The sequence below is a fragment of the Streptosporangium sp. NPDC002544 genome (genome assembly GCF_040295965.1).
Classification (GTDB): domain Bacteria; phylum Actinomycetota; class Actinomycetes; order Streptosporangiales; family Streptosporangiaceae; genus Streptosporangium.
Window position 1 is genome coordinate 78,724 of record NZ_JBEOWJ010000041.1, and the last position, 16,368, is coordinate 95,091.

At 67.7% G+C, this 16,368-nt stretch carries 9 protein-coding genes; 7 read left to right on the forward strand and 2 right to left on the reverse strand.

Annotated features, from left to right (window positions below; all coding sequences use genetic code 11):
• Positions 1-11: 11 nt before the first annotated feature.
• The 4 genes from ABT061_RS41595 (at position 12) to ABT061_RS41610 (ending at position 10,715) form a co-directional block, all read left to right on the forward strand.
• Complete coding sequence (locus ABT061_RS41595; protein WP_350928656.1) at positions 12-7,727, forward strand: SDR family NAD(P)-dependent oxidoreductase; 7,716 nt, start codon at positions 12-14, stop codon at positions 7,725-7,727.
• Positions 7,728-7,960: 233 nt separating this feature from the next.
• The gene (locus ABT061_RS41600; RefSeq protein ID WP_350928658.1) at positions 7,961-9,439 is read left to right on the forward strand and encodes an acyl-CoA synthetase; all 1,479 of its coding nucleotides are present in this window, start codon (positions 7,961-7,963) and stop codon (positions 9,437-9,439) included.
• A gap of 134 nt (positions 9,440-9,573) precedes the next feature.
• A complete protein-coding gene (locus ABT061_RS41605; protein WP_350928660.1) occupies positions 9,574-10,530 on the forward strand; it encodes a quinone oxidoreductase family protein in 957 nt (318 codons plus the stop codon).
• Between the two features lie 32 nt (positions 10,531-10,562).
• A complete protein-coding gene (locus ABT061_RS41610; protein ID WP_350961771.1) occupies positions 10,563-10,715 on the forward strand; it encodes an ATP-binding cassette domain-containing protein in 153 nt (50 codons plus the stop codon).
• 182 nt (positions 10,716-10,897) lie between these two features.
• Here ABT061_RS41610 and ABT061_RS41615 read toward each other — a convergent pair whose 3' ends face one another.
• Together ABT061_RS41615 and ABT061_RS41620 are read right to left on the reverse strand one after the other, a co-directional pair.
• Positions 10,898-11,728 (reverse strand): SAM-dependent methyltransferase, encoded by an 831-nt coding sequence (locus ABT061_RS41615; RefSeq protein ID WP_350928664.1) that lies wholly within the window; start codon positions 11,726-11,728, stop codon positions 10,898-10,900.
• A gap of 350 nt (positions 11,729-12,078) precedes the next feature.
• A complete protein-coding gene (locus tag ABT061_RS41620; protein WP_350928666.1) occupies positions 12,079-12,582 on the reverse strand; it encodes an NUDIX hydrolase in 504 nt (167 codons plus the stop codon).
• A gap of 402 nt (positions 12,583-12,984) precedes the next feature.
• On the opposite strand from ABT061_RS41620, the gene kdpF reads away from it, so the two are divergent.
• From kdpF to kdpB, 3 genes are all read left to right on the forward strand, one after another.
• Positions 12,985-13,074: a K(+)-transporting ATPase subunit F gene (gene kdpF, locus ABT061_RS41625; RefSeq protein ID WP_350928668.1), complete on the forward strand. Its 90-nt coding sequence runs from the start codon at positions 12,985-12,987 to the stop codon at positions 13,072-13,074.
• Positions 13,074-14,735 carry a potassium-transporting ATPase subunit KdpA gene (gene kdpA, locus ABT061_RS41630; RefSeq protein ID WP_350928670.1) on the forward strand — a complete coding sequence of 554 codons (1,662 nt, stop codon included), beginning with the start codon at positions 13,074-13,076 and terminating at the stop codon, positions 14,733-14,735. Before kdpF ends, kdpA begins: the two co-directional genes overlap by 1 nt.
• Positions 14,735-16,368: potassium-transporting ATPase subunit KdpB (gene kdpB / locus ABT061_RS41635; RefSeq protein ID WP_502991592.1), on the forward strand; the 1,634-nt coding region annotated here is incomplete at its 3' end. The genes kdpA and kdpB, both read left to right, overlap by 1 nt.

Sequence of the window (16,368 nt, forward strand, 5' to 3'; positions counted from 1 at the left end):
TTGGAGTGCACATGCGTTACACCCTTCCCTCCTTGTTCGCCGCAGCCGCGGATATCGGGCAGGACGAACCGGCGGTGTTCGCCGACGGTGGATACCGATCCTGGAGGCAATGGCGTGACGACGCGGACGCGTTGGCCCGGGGGCTGCAGGAGTCGGGTGTCGGGCCGGGCGACGTTGTGGCTGTCCATCTGCCCAACAGCTGGGATTTCCTCACTCTCCACATTGCCATCGCCGCCGCGGGCGCGGTGATGCTTCCGCTGCACCTTGGTCTCGGGCTGGTGGAACTGCGCTCGCTTCTCGAGCGCACCGGCGCCGGAACGATTGTCGTGCCGGCCGACAACCAGGGACGATCCGGGGCCGAACTCGCCCGGCAGCTTCGCACGGGCTCATCAGCGCTGCGGCATGTGCTGATGACCGGAGAGCCGGACGACACCGTTGGCGACGTCGGCTGGATCGAGACGGTGAAGCGCCAGTGGAAGGGAGCGTCGCCGCTGCCTGTGCGCGTGTCACCGGACGATCCATTCGTGTTCCTGCCCTCGTCGGGGACGACCTCGCTACGCCAGAAAATCTGCGTGCACACCCACGACAGCCTGCTGTCCAACGCGGCCGCGACCGCCGCTGACGGCCAAGCACTCCGCACCGACGAAATCGTCAGTGCCAGCCCGTTCACGCATCTTTTCGGCTTGCTTTCCATCCATCTCAGCCTGGTCACCGGCGGCAGGCAGGCGCTGTTGCCCAGGTGGGACGTCGAGCACTTCGGTCAACTGACCCGGCACGCCGCGCCAACGGTGCTCTTCGCGGTACCCGCGCAGATCCGGGACATCATGTCACGGCTGGGCACAGTGGAGGACCCGAGCGGATTCACGCTGCGGGAGATGCGGGTCAGCGGTGCGGTTGTTCCTGCCGCACTCGTCGAGGAGGCGCGCCGCCGCACCAAGGCACGGGTGATCGTGCACTGGGGCATGTCCGAGCTGGGTGGGGGCCTGTTCACCCGGCCCGGCGATCCGCCTGAGACGGCGATCAGGAGTGTCGGCCGTCCGGTCTCCGAGGGGGAGGTGCGGGTCGTTGGGGAGAACGGCACGCTGTGCGGCGTGGGTGAGACCGGCGAACTTCAGTTCCGCGGCCGGTCCTTGTTCAAGGAGTATCTGGCGGAGCCGGAGCTGACACGTGCCGCGCTGACAGCGGATGGCTGGTTGCGGACCGGTGACCGGGCCGGCCTGAACGCGGACGGCACGGTCGCGTTCCGCGGTCGTGATGCGGACCTGATCAATGTCGGCGGGGTGAAGTTCAGCGCGACGGAGGTCGAGGTACTGCTCGCGACCTTTCCAGGTCTGCGGCAGGTCGCCGTTGTCGGCCGCCCGGACGAGCGTCTCGGCGAGTATCCATGCCTGGTCGCCAGCCTGCGCGACGGCGGGTCGGTCACCTTGGGGGAGGTCACCGAGCACCTGGCCGCCAAGGGAGTGGCGGACTACAAGATGCCCGCTGAGCTGATCCTGCTCGAAGAAGTACCCTGCACTCCGACAGGAAAGATCGCGAAGAGCCGCCTCATCGCGATGCTCGACGACGGTGCCGCAACCACGTCGACGTGGGCTCAGCGACTTCTGACACACAGCCCCGCCGAGCGCTTCGCCCAGGCGCTGGAACTGGTTCGGGCTCAGGTCGCCTCGGTACTCGGGCGGTCCGATCCGATCGGGCCGGACCAGGTCTTCACGGACTACGGCCTGCGCTCGCTGACCGCTGTCAAGCTGCGGATGGAACTGGTCGAGGCCACGGGGTGCGATCTGCCGACGACTGTGGCCTTCGACCTGCCAACGCCCCGCCGGCTGGCCCGGCATTTGGCCGACCTGCTCAGCGCCGAGCACCGTGTTCCGGGCAGCGTTATCACGTCACGGTCGCACCGGCGTGGTGACGAGGATCCCGTTGCCGTCGTGGGCATGGGTTGCCGGTTGCCCGGCGGTATCGCCTCTCCCGCCGAGCTGTGGGACCTGCTGGTGGCGGGAGCGGACGCGATCGGGGATTTTCCCGCCGACCGTGACTGGGACCTCGGCGCGGCCGCCTCTTACGTCCGACGCGGTGGCTTCCTTCCGGATGCCGCCTGGTTCGACGCCGAGTTTTTCGGGATCTCGCCGCGGGAAGCCGCCCTCATGGACCCGCAGCAGCGACTGTTGCTGGAAACGGCCTGGGAGGCACTGGAGCACGCCCGGATCGACCCGGTCTCGCTGCAGGACAGCGAGACCGGCGTATTCGTCGGCATGATGGCGTCGGACTATCTGCCGAGCCGGCAGGAAGCGGCACCGGGCTTCGACGGCGGGGCGATGATCGGAAACGCGAGCAGTGTCGCATCCGGCCGGATCTCCTACCTACTGGGGCTGCGCGGCCCTTCGCTCACCGTGGACACCGCGTGTTCGTCGTCGCTGGTCGCCTTGCATCTCGCGGCACAGTCCCTACGCTCCGGAGAGTGTTCGCTGGCGCTGGTGGGCGGCGCCACAGTCATGTCGACTCCCGCTACCTTCGCGGAGTTCGCCCGGCAACAGGCACTCTCCTCCGATGGACGGTGTAAGGCCTTCGCCGCCGCAGCGGACGGTACCGGGTGGTCGGAAGCCGTCGGAATGGTCGTCCTCGAACGTCTCTCGGACGCTCACCGTGCCGGTCACCGGGTGCTCGGTGTCATCAGGGGCAGTGCCGTCAACCAGGACGGCAGGTCAAACGGGTTGACCGCGCCGAGCGGCCCAGCGCAACAACAAGTGATTCGCAGGGCATTGGCCGACGCTGGGCTCTCACCGTCCGATGTGGACGTGGTCGAGGCGCACGGCACGGGCACGAAGCTCGGTGATCCGATCGAAGCGCGGGCGATCCTGTCCGGCTACGGGCAGGACCGCGACAGCCCGTTGCTGCTGGGTTCGGTGAAGTCGAACCTCGGACATACCCAAGCCGCCGCCGGTGTCATCGGGACGATCAAGACGATCCTGGCGATCCAGCACGGGCTGGTGCCCAAGACGCTGCATGTGGATGAACCTTCGCCGCACGTGGACTGGTCTGCGGGGGCGGTGCGTCTGGCCACCGAGCCGGTGCCGTGGCCCGTGACCGGACGGCCACGTCGCGCCGGTGTGTCAGCGTTCGGGATCAGTGGTACGAACGCGCACATCATCCTGGAGCAGGCCCCGGTCGAGGCCGATGTGACCACAGCGCGGGCACCGCTGGCGGCGGTGCCACTGATCCTCTCAGCGTCGACGCCGCAGGCACTGAGAGCGCAGGCAGAACGATTGCTCGCCGACATGGACGCGGGCGTCGACGCGGCGGACATGGGCTACTCACTGGTCTCGACACGGGCGAGCCTTGAGCATCGTGCGGTGATCGTCGACGCCGATCGCGCCGAACTGGCCGCTGTTGCCCAAGGGACGTCCGCCGTGGCGGTGACCGGTCGCGCGGACGTGCCTGGCCGGACTGTGTTCGTCTTTCCCGGCCAGGGTGCGCAATGGGCCGGTATGGGCCTCGAACTGCTCGATTCCGCTCCGGTTTTCGCGGATGCCATGGTCGAGTGCGACAAGGTACTCAGTGAGTTCGTCGATTGGTCATTGATCGAGGTCCTCGGTGACGAGTCGGCCCTGCAGCGGCCCGATGTCCTCCAGCCCACCATGTTCGCGATCATGGTCTCGCTGGCCCGGCTGTGGCAGTCCCACGGTGTCACCCCCGACGCCGTGATCGGCCATTCCCAGGGGGAGATCGCCGCAGCGTACGTCGCCGGCGCGTTGTCGTTGCGCGACGCGATCCGGACAGTCGTACGGCGTGCGCTCCTGTGTTCGTCGCTGATCGGTACCGGCCTGTTGCTGTCCGTGGAGTCGACCTGGGACCTCGAACAACGGATCTCCCGATGGCCCGGTGTGAGCATCGCCGCGTACAACGGACCTTCTTCGGTGGTCCTGGCCGGAGGTGCAGACGCCATCACCGAACTGGCCGAGGAGTACCGAGCAGAAGGCATGCGGGCCAGCGTCATCCCGGCCAGCTTTCCGTCGCACTCCGCGTCCGTCGAGCCCCTCCGCGACCGGCTGCTGGAAGAGCTGTCCGGCATCAGCCCGCGACCGGTGGACATTCCCTGGTATTCCACGGTGACCGGCGCGGTGATGCGCGGACCGGAAGCCGGCGCCGACTATTGGTACGACAACCTGCGCCAGCCCGTCCAGTTCGCTTCGACCGTGAAAACCCTGGTGTCAGCGGGATTCGGGCACTTCATCGAGATCAGCTCGCATCCCGTGCTCGTTCCGTCGATCCGGGAAACGGTGGGCGAAGCCGGATCGGCCGTGGGCACACTGTGCCGTGACAAGGGCGGTGTGCGACGATTCCTGACCTCGGCGGCTGAAGGCTACGTGCGCGGCCTGGCCGTCGACTGGGCGAGCTTGTTCGACGGCAGCGGAGCACGGCGGATAGACCTGCCTACCTATCCGTTCCAACGCAGTCGTTACTGGCTTGGCGGCGCGGCGCGGCCACGGGCGGCCGGTCTCGGCCAGCAGGGCCTCACACACCCGTTGGTATCGGCCCTCGTCGAAGATCCAGGCCACGACGGCTCGGTGTTCACCGGCCGGATTTCCCTGGCCGAACTGGCCTGGCTGGACGATCATCGCGTGAACGGCACGGTGGTGGTCCCGGGAACAGCATTGCTGGAACTGGCGATTCAGGTCGGCGACCGCTTCGGCCGCGGGCGGGTCAACGAGCTGTTGGTGCTCTCTCCCCTGGTGGTTCCCGATCACGGCGCTGTTCAGGTGCAGGTTCGCGTCGGCGACGAGCGGGACGAGTGTCTCACGTTCATCATCTATTCCAGGATCGAAGGTCGCGAGTCATGGACGAAGCACGCGACCGGAGAACTCGGCCCGGATACGACCTCCCCCGGATTCGCCCTGTCCGCATGGCCACCGGAGGGGGCGCAGGCGGTGGATCCAAGTACCGTGTACCAGTCCCTCGTCGATGTCGGTGTGGCGCACGGGCCGATGTTTCGCACCTTGCGTGTGGTCTGGCAGCGCGGTTCCGAATTGTTCGCCGAGGTGGAACTCCCGGAGGGACCGCGCGACGAATCGTCCGGGTTCTGGCTGCATCCCGCTCTGCTTGACGGAGCACTCCATCCGACCGCGTTGCTCAGCGGCCCCTCCGACGGCCCGCTGCTGCCGTTTGCGTGGCGAGGCGTGAGCCTGTTCGCGACCGGGGCGGCGGCACTTCGGGTGTGCCTACGCCCCGACAGCGATGGAACGGGGGGATTCGCCCTCGACATCACCGATGACCAAGGCATTCCGGTCGCGCAGGTGGAATCCCTCATCCATCGCCGGCTCACGGCCGGCCTTCCCGGCGCGGGCACGGCGTATCGGGAATCGTTGTTCCGGATGGACTGGGCCGTCGTCGACCCTGACCGGTGTCCGCGGTCCGACCATGACGTGCTGGATCTGAGTGCGGAGCGCGACCTACGGAGCGTCCTTGCCAGGGTCGTCACGACGATGCGGGATCGGGCGCCCGGCGCGGCCGGGCTGGTGGTCCTTACCAGCCACGCGGTGGCCATCCGGGAGGGCGAGGACACCGATCCGGCCCAAGCCGCGGTGTGGGGTCTGGTCCGTTCGGCGCAGCAGGAGAACCCGGACTCATTCCTCCTTGTCGATACGGACGACCCGGCGTCATTCGAGCCGACCTTGCCCTCGGGGGAAACCGAGTTCGCCATCCGCTCCGGCACGATCCTGGTTCCCAGACTGGTCAGGCAGCCGGTGGACGACGAACCGGCGACGCTGAACCCCACGGGCACCGTGCTGATCACCGGCGGAACCGGGACCCTCGGCCGGCTGCTGGCCAAACACCTGGTCCAGCAGTACGGAGTGCGTCAGCTGCTGCTGCTGTCCCGGCGAGGACCGGACACTCCCGGTGCGGACGTGCTTCACAAGGAGCTGGCCCACTGCGGCGCAACGGTGAACATCGTCGCCTGTGACGTGGGCGACCGTGCGGCCCTCGCCGATGTCTTGGCCGGTATAGCCGCCGAGCACCCACTGACGGGGGTGGTTCACGCCGCCGGGCTGCTCGACGACGGTGTGGTCGGCTCGCTGACCGCCGACCGGTTCGACACCGTGCTACGCGCCAAAGCCGATGCCGCATGGCACCTACACGAACTCACCCTGGACCGTCCTCTGGAGATGTTCGTGTTCTTCTCCTCGATCGCCGGCCTGCTCGGCAGCCCCGGCCAGGGCAATTACGGTGCGGCCAATGCCTATCTGGACGGGCTGGCCGCCTACCGGCGGGCTCGAGGACTCCCGGCGGTGTCGGTGGCCTGGGGACTGTGGGAATCGGATACCGGCATGACCGGCACGATGACTGCGGTGGATCACGACCGGATTCTTCGCAGCGGCATCGAGGCGTTGTCCGACGAGGATGGGCTTCGCCTCTTCGACGCCGTGCTCACCGCGGGTCCCGCGCTGCTCGGGGCGATGCGCGTCAACGTCCCGGCACTCCGGCGCGGTTCGCCGAGACCCGCATGGAACGGCATCGTTCGGCCGTCGAACAGGCGGACCATCGTGACCGGAGCCAGTGAAGCCGACACAGCGGGCTCGTTGCGCCGACAGTTCGCAGAGCTCGACGAGGCTGGACAGGTTCGGCTCATCGAGAACACGGTGCGCTCTCATGCCGCTGCCGTGCTGGGCCACAGTGACCCATCCGTAGTGGACCCGAACCGGGAATTCCTGCAAAGCGGATTCGACTCGCTGTCGGCGATGGAGTTGCGTAACCGGCTCAACCAGGTCACCGGCTTGAAGCTGGCTTCGATGGCCGTGTTCGAGAGCAGGACTCCCGCCAGGCTGGCCGATCTGGTGCGCCGCGCCATGGTCGAGCAGCCGGACGCGAGCGTGACCAGGACAGACGTGTCCACAATGGATCATCATGGCGATGACTTGGTCTTTTCGCTGGTTCGGCAGGCCGTGGACGCAGGGAAGGTCACCGAAGCCTTCGGCCTCATGCGTGCGGTTGCCGATCTCCGGCCGTCCTTCGCGTCCGTCGCGGATCTCGGCTCGTTGCCGACGCCGATGACGTTGGCGGAGGGACCGCCCGGCGTTCGGCTGATCGCCTTGAGTTCACCAATGGCCGACGGTGCCGTTCACCAGCACGCGCGGCTCGCCGCGCATTTCCAGGGCGTCATGCGCATGTCGGCGGTGCCGTTGCCAGGATTCGAGTCGGCCGAAAAACTGCCCGCCACCGGCGAAGTCGCGGTCGCTGCGGTAGCGGAAAGCGTGCGGCGGGTCAGCGCGGGTGACCCGTTCGTACTGCTCGGCTATTCCTCCGGCGGGGCGCTTGCCTATGCCACCGCCGACTACCTGGAGACCAAGCTGCAAATCCGACCGGCCGCAGTGGTTCTTCTCGACACGTTCAGACTCGGCGACCCGTCGGTCCCCCTCGATCAAGTACTGCGGCGGATGTTCTCGGTCGAGCCGACCTTCGGCGCGATCACCGGCGACCGGCTCTCTGCCATGGGGCGCTGGCTGGCCGTTATGTCCGAGCTACGGTTCGACCCGATCACCGCGCCGGTTCTGTTCGTCCAGGCCGCCAAGCCGTTCACGCAAGATGACCAGGATTCCGGCCGCTGGGTGGCCACGCCCTTCGAGCCGACACACGCTCTCCGGTCCGTGCGATCCGACCATTTCACCATGGTCGGGGCCGATTCCGAGCAGACCAGTCGCGTGATCCAGGAGTGGCTTGAAAAGACGCTATGACTGCATTTCATCACCGCTGGTCTCTTTTCGCTGAATCGTGCTGAAAACGGAGAGTGAGCACTCGTGCGATACACAAACGCTCTCGATGTATTAGGCATAAACGGACTTCACGCAAAGATCACAAACCCTGAAATCCCGCTGGCGATGCCCGCCCGCCGGTCGGGACCGGGAGTCACTCGGAGGCAAAGATGCGACACCAAGGTTTAGGTGCCTGGCCTGCCAGGCGGGCCCGGATGAGCGCGGCGAACGTGGCGGTCCGGTACGAGGACCAGGCCATCACCTACGCCGAGCTCGATGAGCGGGTCGCCGCGCTGGCGGGCCGAATGCGTGCGCTCGGCGTTCGCCGGGGCGACCGGGTCGCCTATCTCGGTCCGAATCACCCGTCCTACCTCGAAGTGCTGTTTGCGACCGGGTTGCTCGGCGCGGTGTTCGTGCCGCTGAATTTCAGGCTCACCGCCGGAGAGGTCGACGACCTTCTCTCGGACTGCGCGGCCAGGTTGATCATCTACGGCGAATCCATGAAGGAGAAAGTCTCCGAACTCGATAGGGACCGGCATGGCGTTCGGGCACTGGCGTGCACCGAACTCGACAGCGCCGTGTGCGAAGACGTTCCACCTGACGAGCACGTCAGCCTCGAGGACCTGTGCGTGATCCTGTACACGTCCGGTACTACGGGAAAGCCCAAGGGCGTCATGCTCACGCACGGCAACCTCACCTGGAACTGCTTCAATACCATTGTCGAGAACGATGTGGCCACCGATGAAAAAGTGCTGATCGCGGCCCCGCTCTTCCACGCCGCGGCACTGTGCATGATGTGCCTGCCGACCCTGCTCAAAGGCGGGACGGCGGTTCTCGTCTCCTCGTTCGAACCGGATTCGGTGTTGGACCTGATCGAGCGCGAGCGCATCACAGTCATGTTCGGCGTGCCCGCGATGTTCGAGGCGATGGCCAGTCGGCCGCGCTGGCCAGAGGCCGATCTCTCGAGTATCCGTCGCCTCTTGTGCGGCGGCGCACCGGTACGCCTGGCGACGATCCGCCGTTACCTTGACCGGGGACTGAACTTCGGTCAGGGATACGGTCTTACCGAGACGGCTGCCGGAGTGCTGATGCTCGACCGCGCTCATCTGGAGATCAAAGCCGGATCCACCGGCGTGCCTTCGTTCTTCACCGACGTCCGGGTCGTCGACGCCGATCGGCGAGAGGTGCCCAAGGGTGTCCCGGGGGAAGTCATGGTCAGCGGCCCGAACGTGATGCGTGGCTACTGGGGTCAACCTGATGCCACCGACGAGGTCTTCGACGCGGGATGGTTCCAGACCGGTGATGTCGGCGTCGTTGATGAGGACGGTTACTTCTTCATCGTCGATCGGATCAAGAACGTGATCATCTCCGGCGGCGAGAACGTGTACCCCGCGGAGATCGAAGGCCTGTTGCGCGGCCTCGACGGTGTCTCCGCCTGCGTCGTGATCGGCGTGCCGGACGAGAAGTGGGGCGAAGTCGGCAAGGCCGTGGTCGTCGTTGATCCGCGTGCTCGCATCGACGAAGCCACGGTGCTTGCTCAGTTGCGGCTTCGCCTCGCCGCGTACAAGGTGCCCAAGTCGGTGCAGTTCGTCGACGCGCTGCCCACCACCGCGTCCGGCAAGATCTCCAGATCTGAGGTCCACCGACGCTACGGTGACGGAGGGGCGCTGCGAGAACGTGGTTCGGATCAGTGACCGGTATTACTTACGCGGCGGCGCCCTTTGCACCTGATTTCTTTGACTGTTCGCCATACATCACACAGTCATATTGACCGGGCCACACCCGGCAAAGTGCATCGTTCGTAAACCCTACGCTAAGGAGTCAATCGGTGCGTGCTGTACAGGTCGGGGAGTTCGGCGGTCCCGAGGTGCTCAAAGTGGTGGACCTGCCGGAGCCGGTCCCGGCTGACGGCCAGCTGCTGGTGAAGGTGAACCGCGCCGGCATCAACTACGCCGACACGGATCAGACCGAGAATTCCTTTCCGTCCCCGCAGAAGCTGCCCTTCGTGCCCGGCTTCGAGGTCGTCGGCCGCGCACAGGACGGCCGCCGCGTGGTCGCGTTGAGCGTCGACGGCGCCTACGCTGAGTACGCCCTGGCCGACGAGCGGCTGGCATTCGACGTGCCCGACGGCGTGTCCGACACCGCCGCACTGGCACTGGTTCTGCAGGGCGTCACCGCGTGGCACCTGCTGCGCACCTCGTCGCGCATGCGGCCGGGCGAGTCCGTGCTGGTGATGTCGGCCGCGGGTGGAGTCGGCTCGCTGGCCGTCCAGTTGGCCAAGCTGTGGGGCGCCGGCCGGATCATCGGTACCGCGTCCTCGGCCGACAAACGCGACCTTGCCGTCGAGCTGGGCGTGGACGTGGCGATCGACGCCAGTCCGACCGAGGGACTGACCGAGCGGATCATCGAGGCCAACAACGGCAAGCCGGTCGACATCGTGCTGGAGATGACCGGCGGGGAGGTCTTCGATGCCACGCTAGGCGCGCTGGCCGGCTTCGGCCGCCTGGTCGCCTCCGGCTCGGCCTCCAGGACCACCCGACCGCCGGTCTTGCCGTCCAAGCTGATGGCGAACTCCACGTCGGTGGTCGGCTTCTTCCTACCGGACTGCTTCCACCGGCCGCCGATGATGCGCGAGCCGATGGACGAGTTGTTCGCGATGGTCGCCGACGGTCGGCTGGTGCCGCAGTTGGGCGGTGACTACGCGCTGACCGATGTGGTGCAGGCGCATGAGGACCTTCGCTCCCGCAAGACCGTCGGCAAGCTCGTGCTGGACCCCGCGAGGTAACCGGTTCGCCCGCGGCAGCCCGTTCGGTCATCTTGAGCTCCCAAGGGCTTCTTGAGGTCGGGCGGCCTCGCGTGTCGGCACTGGTCGGGGAGAACGGCGCGGGTAAGACGACCCTGCCGCGCATCCTGTCCGACGCGCGGAAACCCGCCGATGGCGGCGGGTCGTGCGGGGCGGCCTTGGCGTGATGCCGCAGCTCATCGGCTCGGTTCGTGATGAGTCCACGGTCCGCGACTCCGGCCAAACCCTCGCTGTTGCATGCCGCTCATTGGTCAGCCTGGCGACGCCGGCATCAGGCCCGAGCCCGGTGGTTCCACAGACGCGCCCGTCTGGTTACCGCATAGCCCCAGCTCAAGTCGTGAATGGCTAGCTAGAGGTGGGCGTGCTCAAGCCGTCCGACGCCACCTTCGACGCGCAGCCTCGGCGCCTGGTCCAACAGCGGGATGTCGGGCTCGTCGTCGCCGGGGACCCGCCAGTCCTGGACGGGCATAAGGCCCGGTTCGATCAGCTTGAACCCGTCGAACAGCTGTAGCACCTGCTCGTGCGTGCGGAAGACGGACTGCGCGGGGGAGCCGGCGGTGGCGAGGCTGAGCTGTCTGATCGATTCTGGGGCGCTCTCGGCCATGGTGTGGGACAGGATGAGGTGGCTGCCGGGCGCCATCCGGTCGCGGAAGTGCTTGATGATGCCGGCCGGGGACTCGCTTTCCATGACGAAGTGCAGCACGGCGACCATCAAGATCCCGACTGGCTGCTCGAAGTCGATCAGCTCGATGACCTGTGGGTCGTTGAGGATCTCCGCCGGTCGGCGCAGGTCGGCGCGCAGAGTGGTCAGGCCGGGTTCGCTGGCCAGCAGGACCTCGGCATGGCGTTGGACGACCGGGTCGTAGTCGACGTAGACGACACGCGCCTCGGGAGCCACCCGGCGCGCGACCTCGTGGACGCTCGGCGAGGTGGGGATGCCTGTGCCGAGGTCGAGGAACTGCTTCACCCCTCGGGCGGCGACGTGGCGTACTGCTCTGGTCAGAAACATTCGGTTGGCTCTGGCCACCGCCCTGGTGTCCGGGGCCACCGCGAGCAAACGGCCGCCGATCTCCCGGTCGATGGCCAGGTGGTCTTTCCCGCCCAGCAGGTAGTCATAGACCCGTGCGGAGCTGGGTACGTTGGGGTCGACACCGGGGGGAACGCGCTCCAGCTCAGCCATGATCGCCATCATAGTCGCCTCATATCCCTGCACACCCGGTCAAGTGCCCCGCGATTTGTGAGGTCTGCCCACAGATTGCGGCGCCGATCGGGCCGAACCGCCCGTGAGGGTGTGTCGCCATCGCGTCTGGTGTCGGGAGCGAGGCCGACTGGAGGTGATCTTGAACGTGACGAGGAAGCATCACAGGAGTGATCACAACGATCTGTCGCCCGCTCCCAGGTAGGAATCCGCTGCGGAGGAGGCCGTGGCGAGCTCGACCGGCCGCCGTATCACCTCCTCCTCCACGCCGCGGCGACCGGTTTGTGTCCGAGGGGCGGCACGCGATACGACGCCGGAGACGGCAGGGGTGGCTATCCGCCGCTCCGCCAGGGCAGTAGGACCGGTTCGGCGGGAAGGTCCCCGGCCAGCAGGCCGGGCAGCAGGACAGGCAGGTTGACGGGGAAGACCAGCTCCCGGGTGGTCAGGAACTCCCGGTGCGGCCACCAGCGGTGCGCCGAGATCTGCGAGCGCTCCAGCTCCTCCTGTCCCGAGACGTCGACGGTGTGGCCGTCGACGCGCAGGAAGAAGAACGAGTCGGTCGCCTCGACCAGGACGTCGCCGAACTCGGCGAGGCCGGAGGTGCGGGCCACGACGGGCCCCAGCCGCTCCTCCGCGACGTCCAGCCCGGTCTCCTCGCGCAGCTCGCGGACCGCGGCGGCGGCCAGGCTCTCCCCCTCGTGCACCCCTCCGCCCGGGGTGACCCAGAAGTGCTCGGCGGGCCAGTGCGCGGGAGCCCGGAACCGGAACAGCAGGAGGCGGTCGTCGTCGTCGACCAGCAGGACCCGGGCACTGGGGCGGGAGATCGGGGCAGCCACCTTCCCGATCATAGAAGAGCCTCCCGTCCACGGGGTCGTTCGCGCGACGCCCGGCGGTTGACGGCCGGGGCACGGGTGAGAGAACGGCGCGTCGCCGAGGCCGGGGCACCCGCTCGTCCCGTACGGCGGCGGGAGCCGGTGATCGGGTGTCAAGCGGTCGTCAAGGTATGCCGGGCCCCGTGTGGGGGAGGCGTCAAGCCTGGGTGCCGGGGCGTATGGAAACCGTCAAGCGGCGCAATAAGCGCGGAAAACAGCGCTTTCCTTGCATGTGCCCTGCCCGTCGGGCGGTGGTGAGAACAAATCCCGGATGCGAGGAGTGGGGATGGCAGACGTCATCTTCGTCGCCCTGACGATCGCGGTCTTCGCGATCCTCGGGCTGGTCGTCAAGGCGGTGGAACGGCTGTGAGTACCGTCAACGCCGCCGGTCTGGTCGTGGTCGTCGGCCTGGTGATCTTCATGGTCGTGGCCTTGCTGTTTCCGGAGCGCTTCTAATGTCGTCGACCACGGCCGGAGTCCTGTTCATCGGATCCCTCGTCGTCGCCCTCGCGCTGGTCCACCGGCCGCTGGGCGGCTACATGTACCGCGTCTACACCGGCGGGAGGCACCTCGCCCCCGAGCGGGTGATCTACCGGCTCATCGGCGTCAGGCCGGACGCCGAGCAGGGGTGGGGTGGCTACGCCCGCAGCGTGCTGGCGTTCTCGGCGGTCTCCGTCCTGTTCCTGTACGGACTGCAACGGCTGCAGGACAAGCTGTTCCTGTCGCTGGGCTTCCCCCCGGTGACCGACCACGTCGCGTGGAACACCGCGGTCAGCTTTGTCACCAACACCAACTGGCAGGCCTACTCCGGTGAGTCCACCATGGGCCACCTGGTGCAGATGTCCGGCCTGGCGGTGCAGAACTTCGTGTCCGCCGCGGTGGGCATGGCGGTGGCGATCGCCCTGGTCCGCGGTCTCGCCCGCAAGGAGACCGGGGAACTGGGCAACTTCTGGGTGGACCTGGTCCGCGGCACCCTTCGCATCCTGCTGCCGATCGCCCTGGTCGGCGCGGTCGTGCTGCTGGCGGGCGGACTGGTCCAGAACCTCGCCTCCCCACACGAGGTGACCACCCTGACCGGCGGCACCCAGTCGATCACCGGCGGCCCGGTGGCCAGCCAGGAGATCATCAAGGAACTCGGCAACAACGGCGGCGGGTTCTACAACACGAACTCGGCGCACCCCTTCGAGAACGCCACGAGCTGGACCAACTGGGTGGAGATCTTCACGATCTTGCTGATACCGTTCGCGCTGCCCCGCACGTTCGGCCGCATGGTCGGAGACAGGCGGCAGGGCTACGCGATCGTCGCGATCATGGGGATCCTGGCGCTGACCGGCGTCGCGCTGCTCACCGGGCTGGAGACCGCCCACGGCGGCACGGTCCCGCAGGCGGTGGGCGCCGCGCTGGAGGGCAAGGACATGCGCTTCGGCGTGCCCGACTCCGCCACCTTCGCCGCCGCCGCCACCCTGACCTCGACCGGCGCGGTGAACTCCTCCCACGACTCGTTCACCGCGCTCGGCGGCATGATCACGATGTTCAACATGATGCTGGGCGAGGTCGCCCCCGGCGGCGCGGGCGCGGGCCTGTACGGCATGCTCGTCCTCGCGGTGATCGCGGTATTCGTGGCCGGGCTCATGGTCGGCCGCACCCCCGAGTACCTGGGCAAGCGGATCGGCGCCCGCGAGATCAAGTTCGCCGCGATGTACTTCCTGGTCACACCGGTGCTGGTGCTGACCGGCACGGCGCTGGCGATGGGCTCGGCCGAGCAGCGGGCGAGCATGCTCAACACTGGCCCGCACGGCTTCTCCGAGGTGCTGTACGCCTTCACCAGCGCGTCCAACAACAACGGCTCCGCGTTCGCCGGCCTCACCGCCAACACGCCGTGGTACGACGTGGCTCTCGGCCTGTGCATGGCCTTCGGCAGGTTCTTGCCGATCATCTTCGTACTCGCCCTGGCGGGCTCCCTGGCCGCGCAGGCACCGGTGCCCGTATCAGCGGGCACCCTGCCCACCTACCGGCCGCAGTTCGTCGGCATGGTCGTCGGTGTGACGGTGATCCTCGTCGCGCTGACCTTCCTGCCCGCCCTGGCACTCGGCCCGCTCGCGGAGGGATTCCAGTGATGTTCACCCGGACGTTTCAGATGCCGGGCCATACCCCCACCCCCGGGAACGGCAGGGTGGGCGGCGGTCTCCTCCACCCCAGGCAACTGATCACATCGCTGCCCGAGGCGATCAGGAAGCTCAATCCGGCCACGCTCTGGCGCAACCCGGTGATGCTGATCGTCGAGATCGGCGCGGCCTTCACCACGGCGCTCGCGGTGGTGGACCCCTCGTTCTTCGCCTGGGCCACCGTGGTGTGGCTCTGGCTGACCGTGCTCTTCGCCAACCTGGCCGAGGCCGTCGCCGAGGGGCGCGGCAAGGCGCAGGCGGCCACGTTGCGCGCTGCCAAGCGCGACACCACGGCGCGGCGGCTGCGTGGCCGCGACTCCACCGAGTGGGACGTCGTCGGGGCACCCGAGTTGCTGCGGGGAGACTTCGTCGTGGTGGAGGCCGGGGAGATCATCCCAGGTGACGGCGACGTGGTCGACGGCATCGCCTCGGTGGACGAGTCGGCCATCACCGGCGAGTCCGCCCCGGTCATTCGTGAGTCGGGCGGCGACCGCTCGGCGGTGACCGGCGGCACGAAGGTGCTGAGCGACCGGATCGTCGTCCAGATCACCCAGCGACCCGGCGAGAGCTTCATCGACCGGATGATCGCCCTGGTCGAGGGCGCCGGCCGGCAGAAGACGCCCAACGAGATCGCCCTCAACATCCTGCTGGCCGCCCTGACGATCATCTTCCTGGTCACCACCGCGACCATGCAGCCACTGGCGATCTACGCCAAGGCCCAGAACCCCGGAGTCCCGGACTCGCCGGCCCTGACCGCGGACGGCGTCACCGGCACCGTGCTGGTCGCGCTGCTGGTCTGCCTCATCCCGACCACCATCGGGGCACTGCTGTCGGCCATCGGCATCGCCGGCATGGACCGGCTGGTCCAGCGCAACGTGCTCGCGATGAGCGGCCGCGCGGTCGAGGCGGCAGGAGACGTCAACACCCTGCTGCTGGACAAGACCGGCACCATCACCCTGGGCAACCGGCAGGCGTCGGCGTTCCTGACCGCCTCCGGAGTCTCCGCGGACGAACTGGCGGAGGCCGCACAACTGGCCAGCCTGGCCGACGAGACCCCCGAGGGCCGCTCCATCGTGGTCTACGCCAAGCAGGAGCACGGGCTGAGAGAGCGCCTGCCGGGAGAACTCGCCCGCGCCCAGTGGATCGGGTTCACCGCGCAGACCCGGATGAGCGGTGTCGACCTCGAAGGCCGCCAGGTCCGGAAGGGCGCCGCCACCGCCGTGATGAAGTGGATTCGCGACCACGGCGGCCATCCCGTCGAGGCGGTCGGAGGCATCGTCGACGCCGTCTCCGGCTCCGGCGGCACCCCGCTGGTCGTCGGTGAGATCGCCGACGGCAGGGCGCGGGTGCTGGGGGTCATTCATCTCAAGGACGTCGTCAAGCAGGGCATGCGCGAGCGGTTCGACGAGATGCGCCGGATGGGCATCCGCACCGTCATGATCACCGGTGACAACCCGCTGACGGCCGGGGCCATCGCCAACGAGGCGGGAGTGGACGACTTCCTGGCCGAGGCGACTCCCGAGGACAAGCTCGCGCTGATCAGGTCGGAGCAGGAGGGCGGCCGGCTGGTCGCGATGACCGGTGA

Coding starts and splice junctions, on each gene's coding strand:
- ABT061_RS41595 (WP_350928656.1), top strand. CDS start 12: ATGCGTTACACCCTTCCCTCCTTGTTCGCCGCAGCCGCGGATATCGGG.
- ABT061_RS41600 (WP_350928658.1), top strand. CDS start 7,961: ATGAGCGCGGCGAACGTGGCGGTCCGGTACGAGGACCAGGCCATCACC.
- ABT061_RS41615 (WP_350928664.1), bottom strand. CDS start 11,728: ATGGCTGAGCTGGAGCGCGTTCCCCCCGGTGTCGACCCCAACGTACCC.
- kdpA (WP_350928670.1), top strand. CDS start 13,074: ATGTCGTCGACCACGGCCGGAGTCCTGTTCATCGGATCCCTCGTCGTC.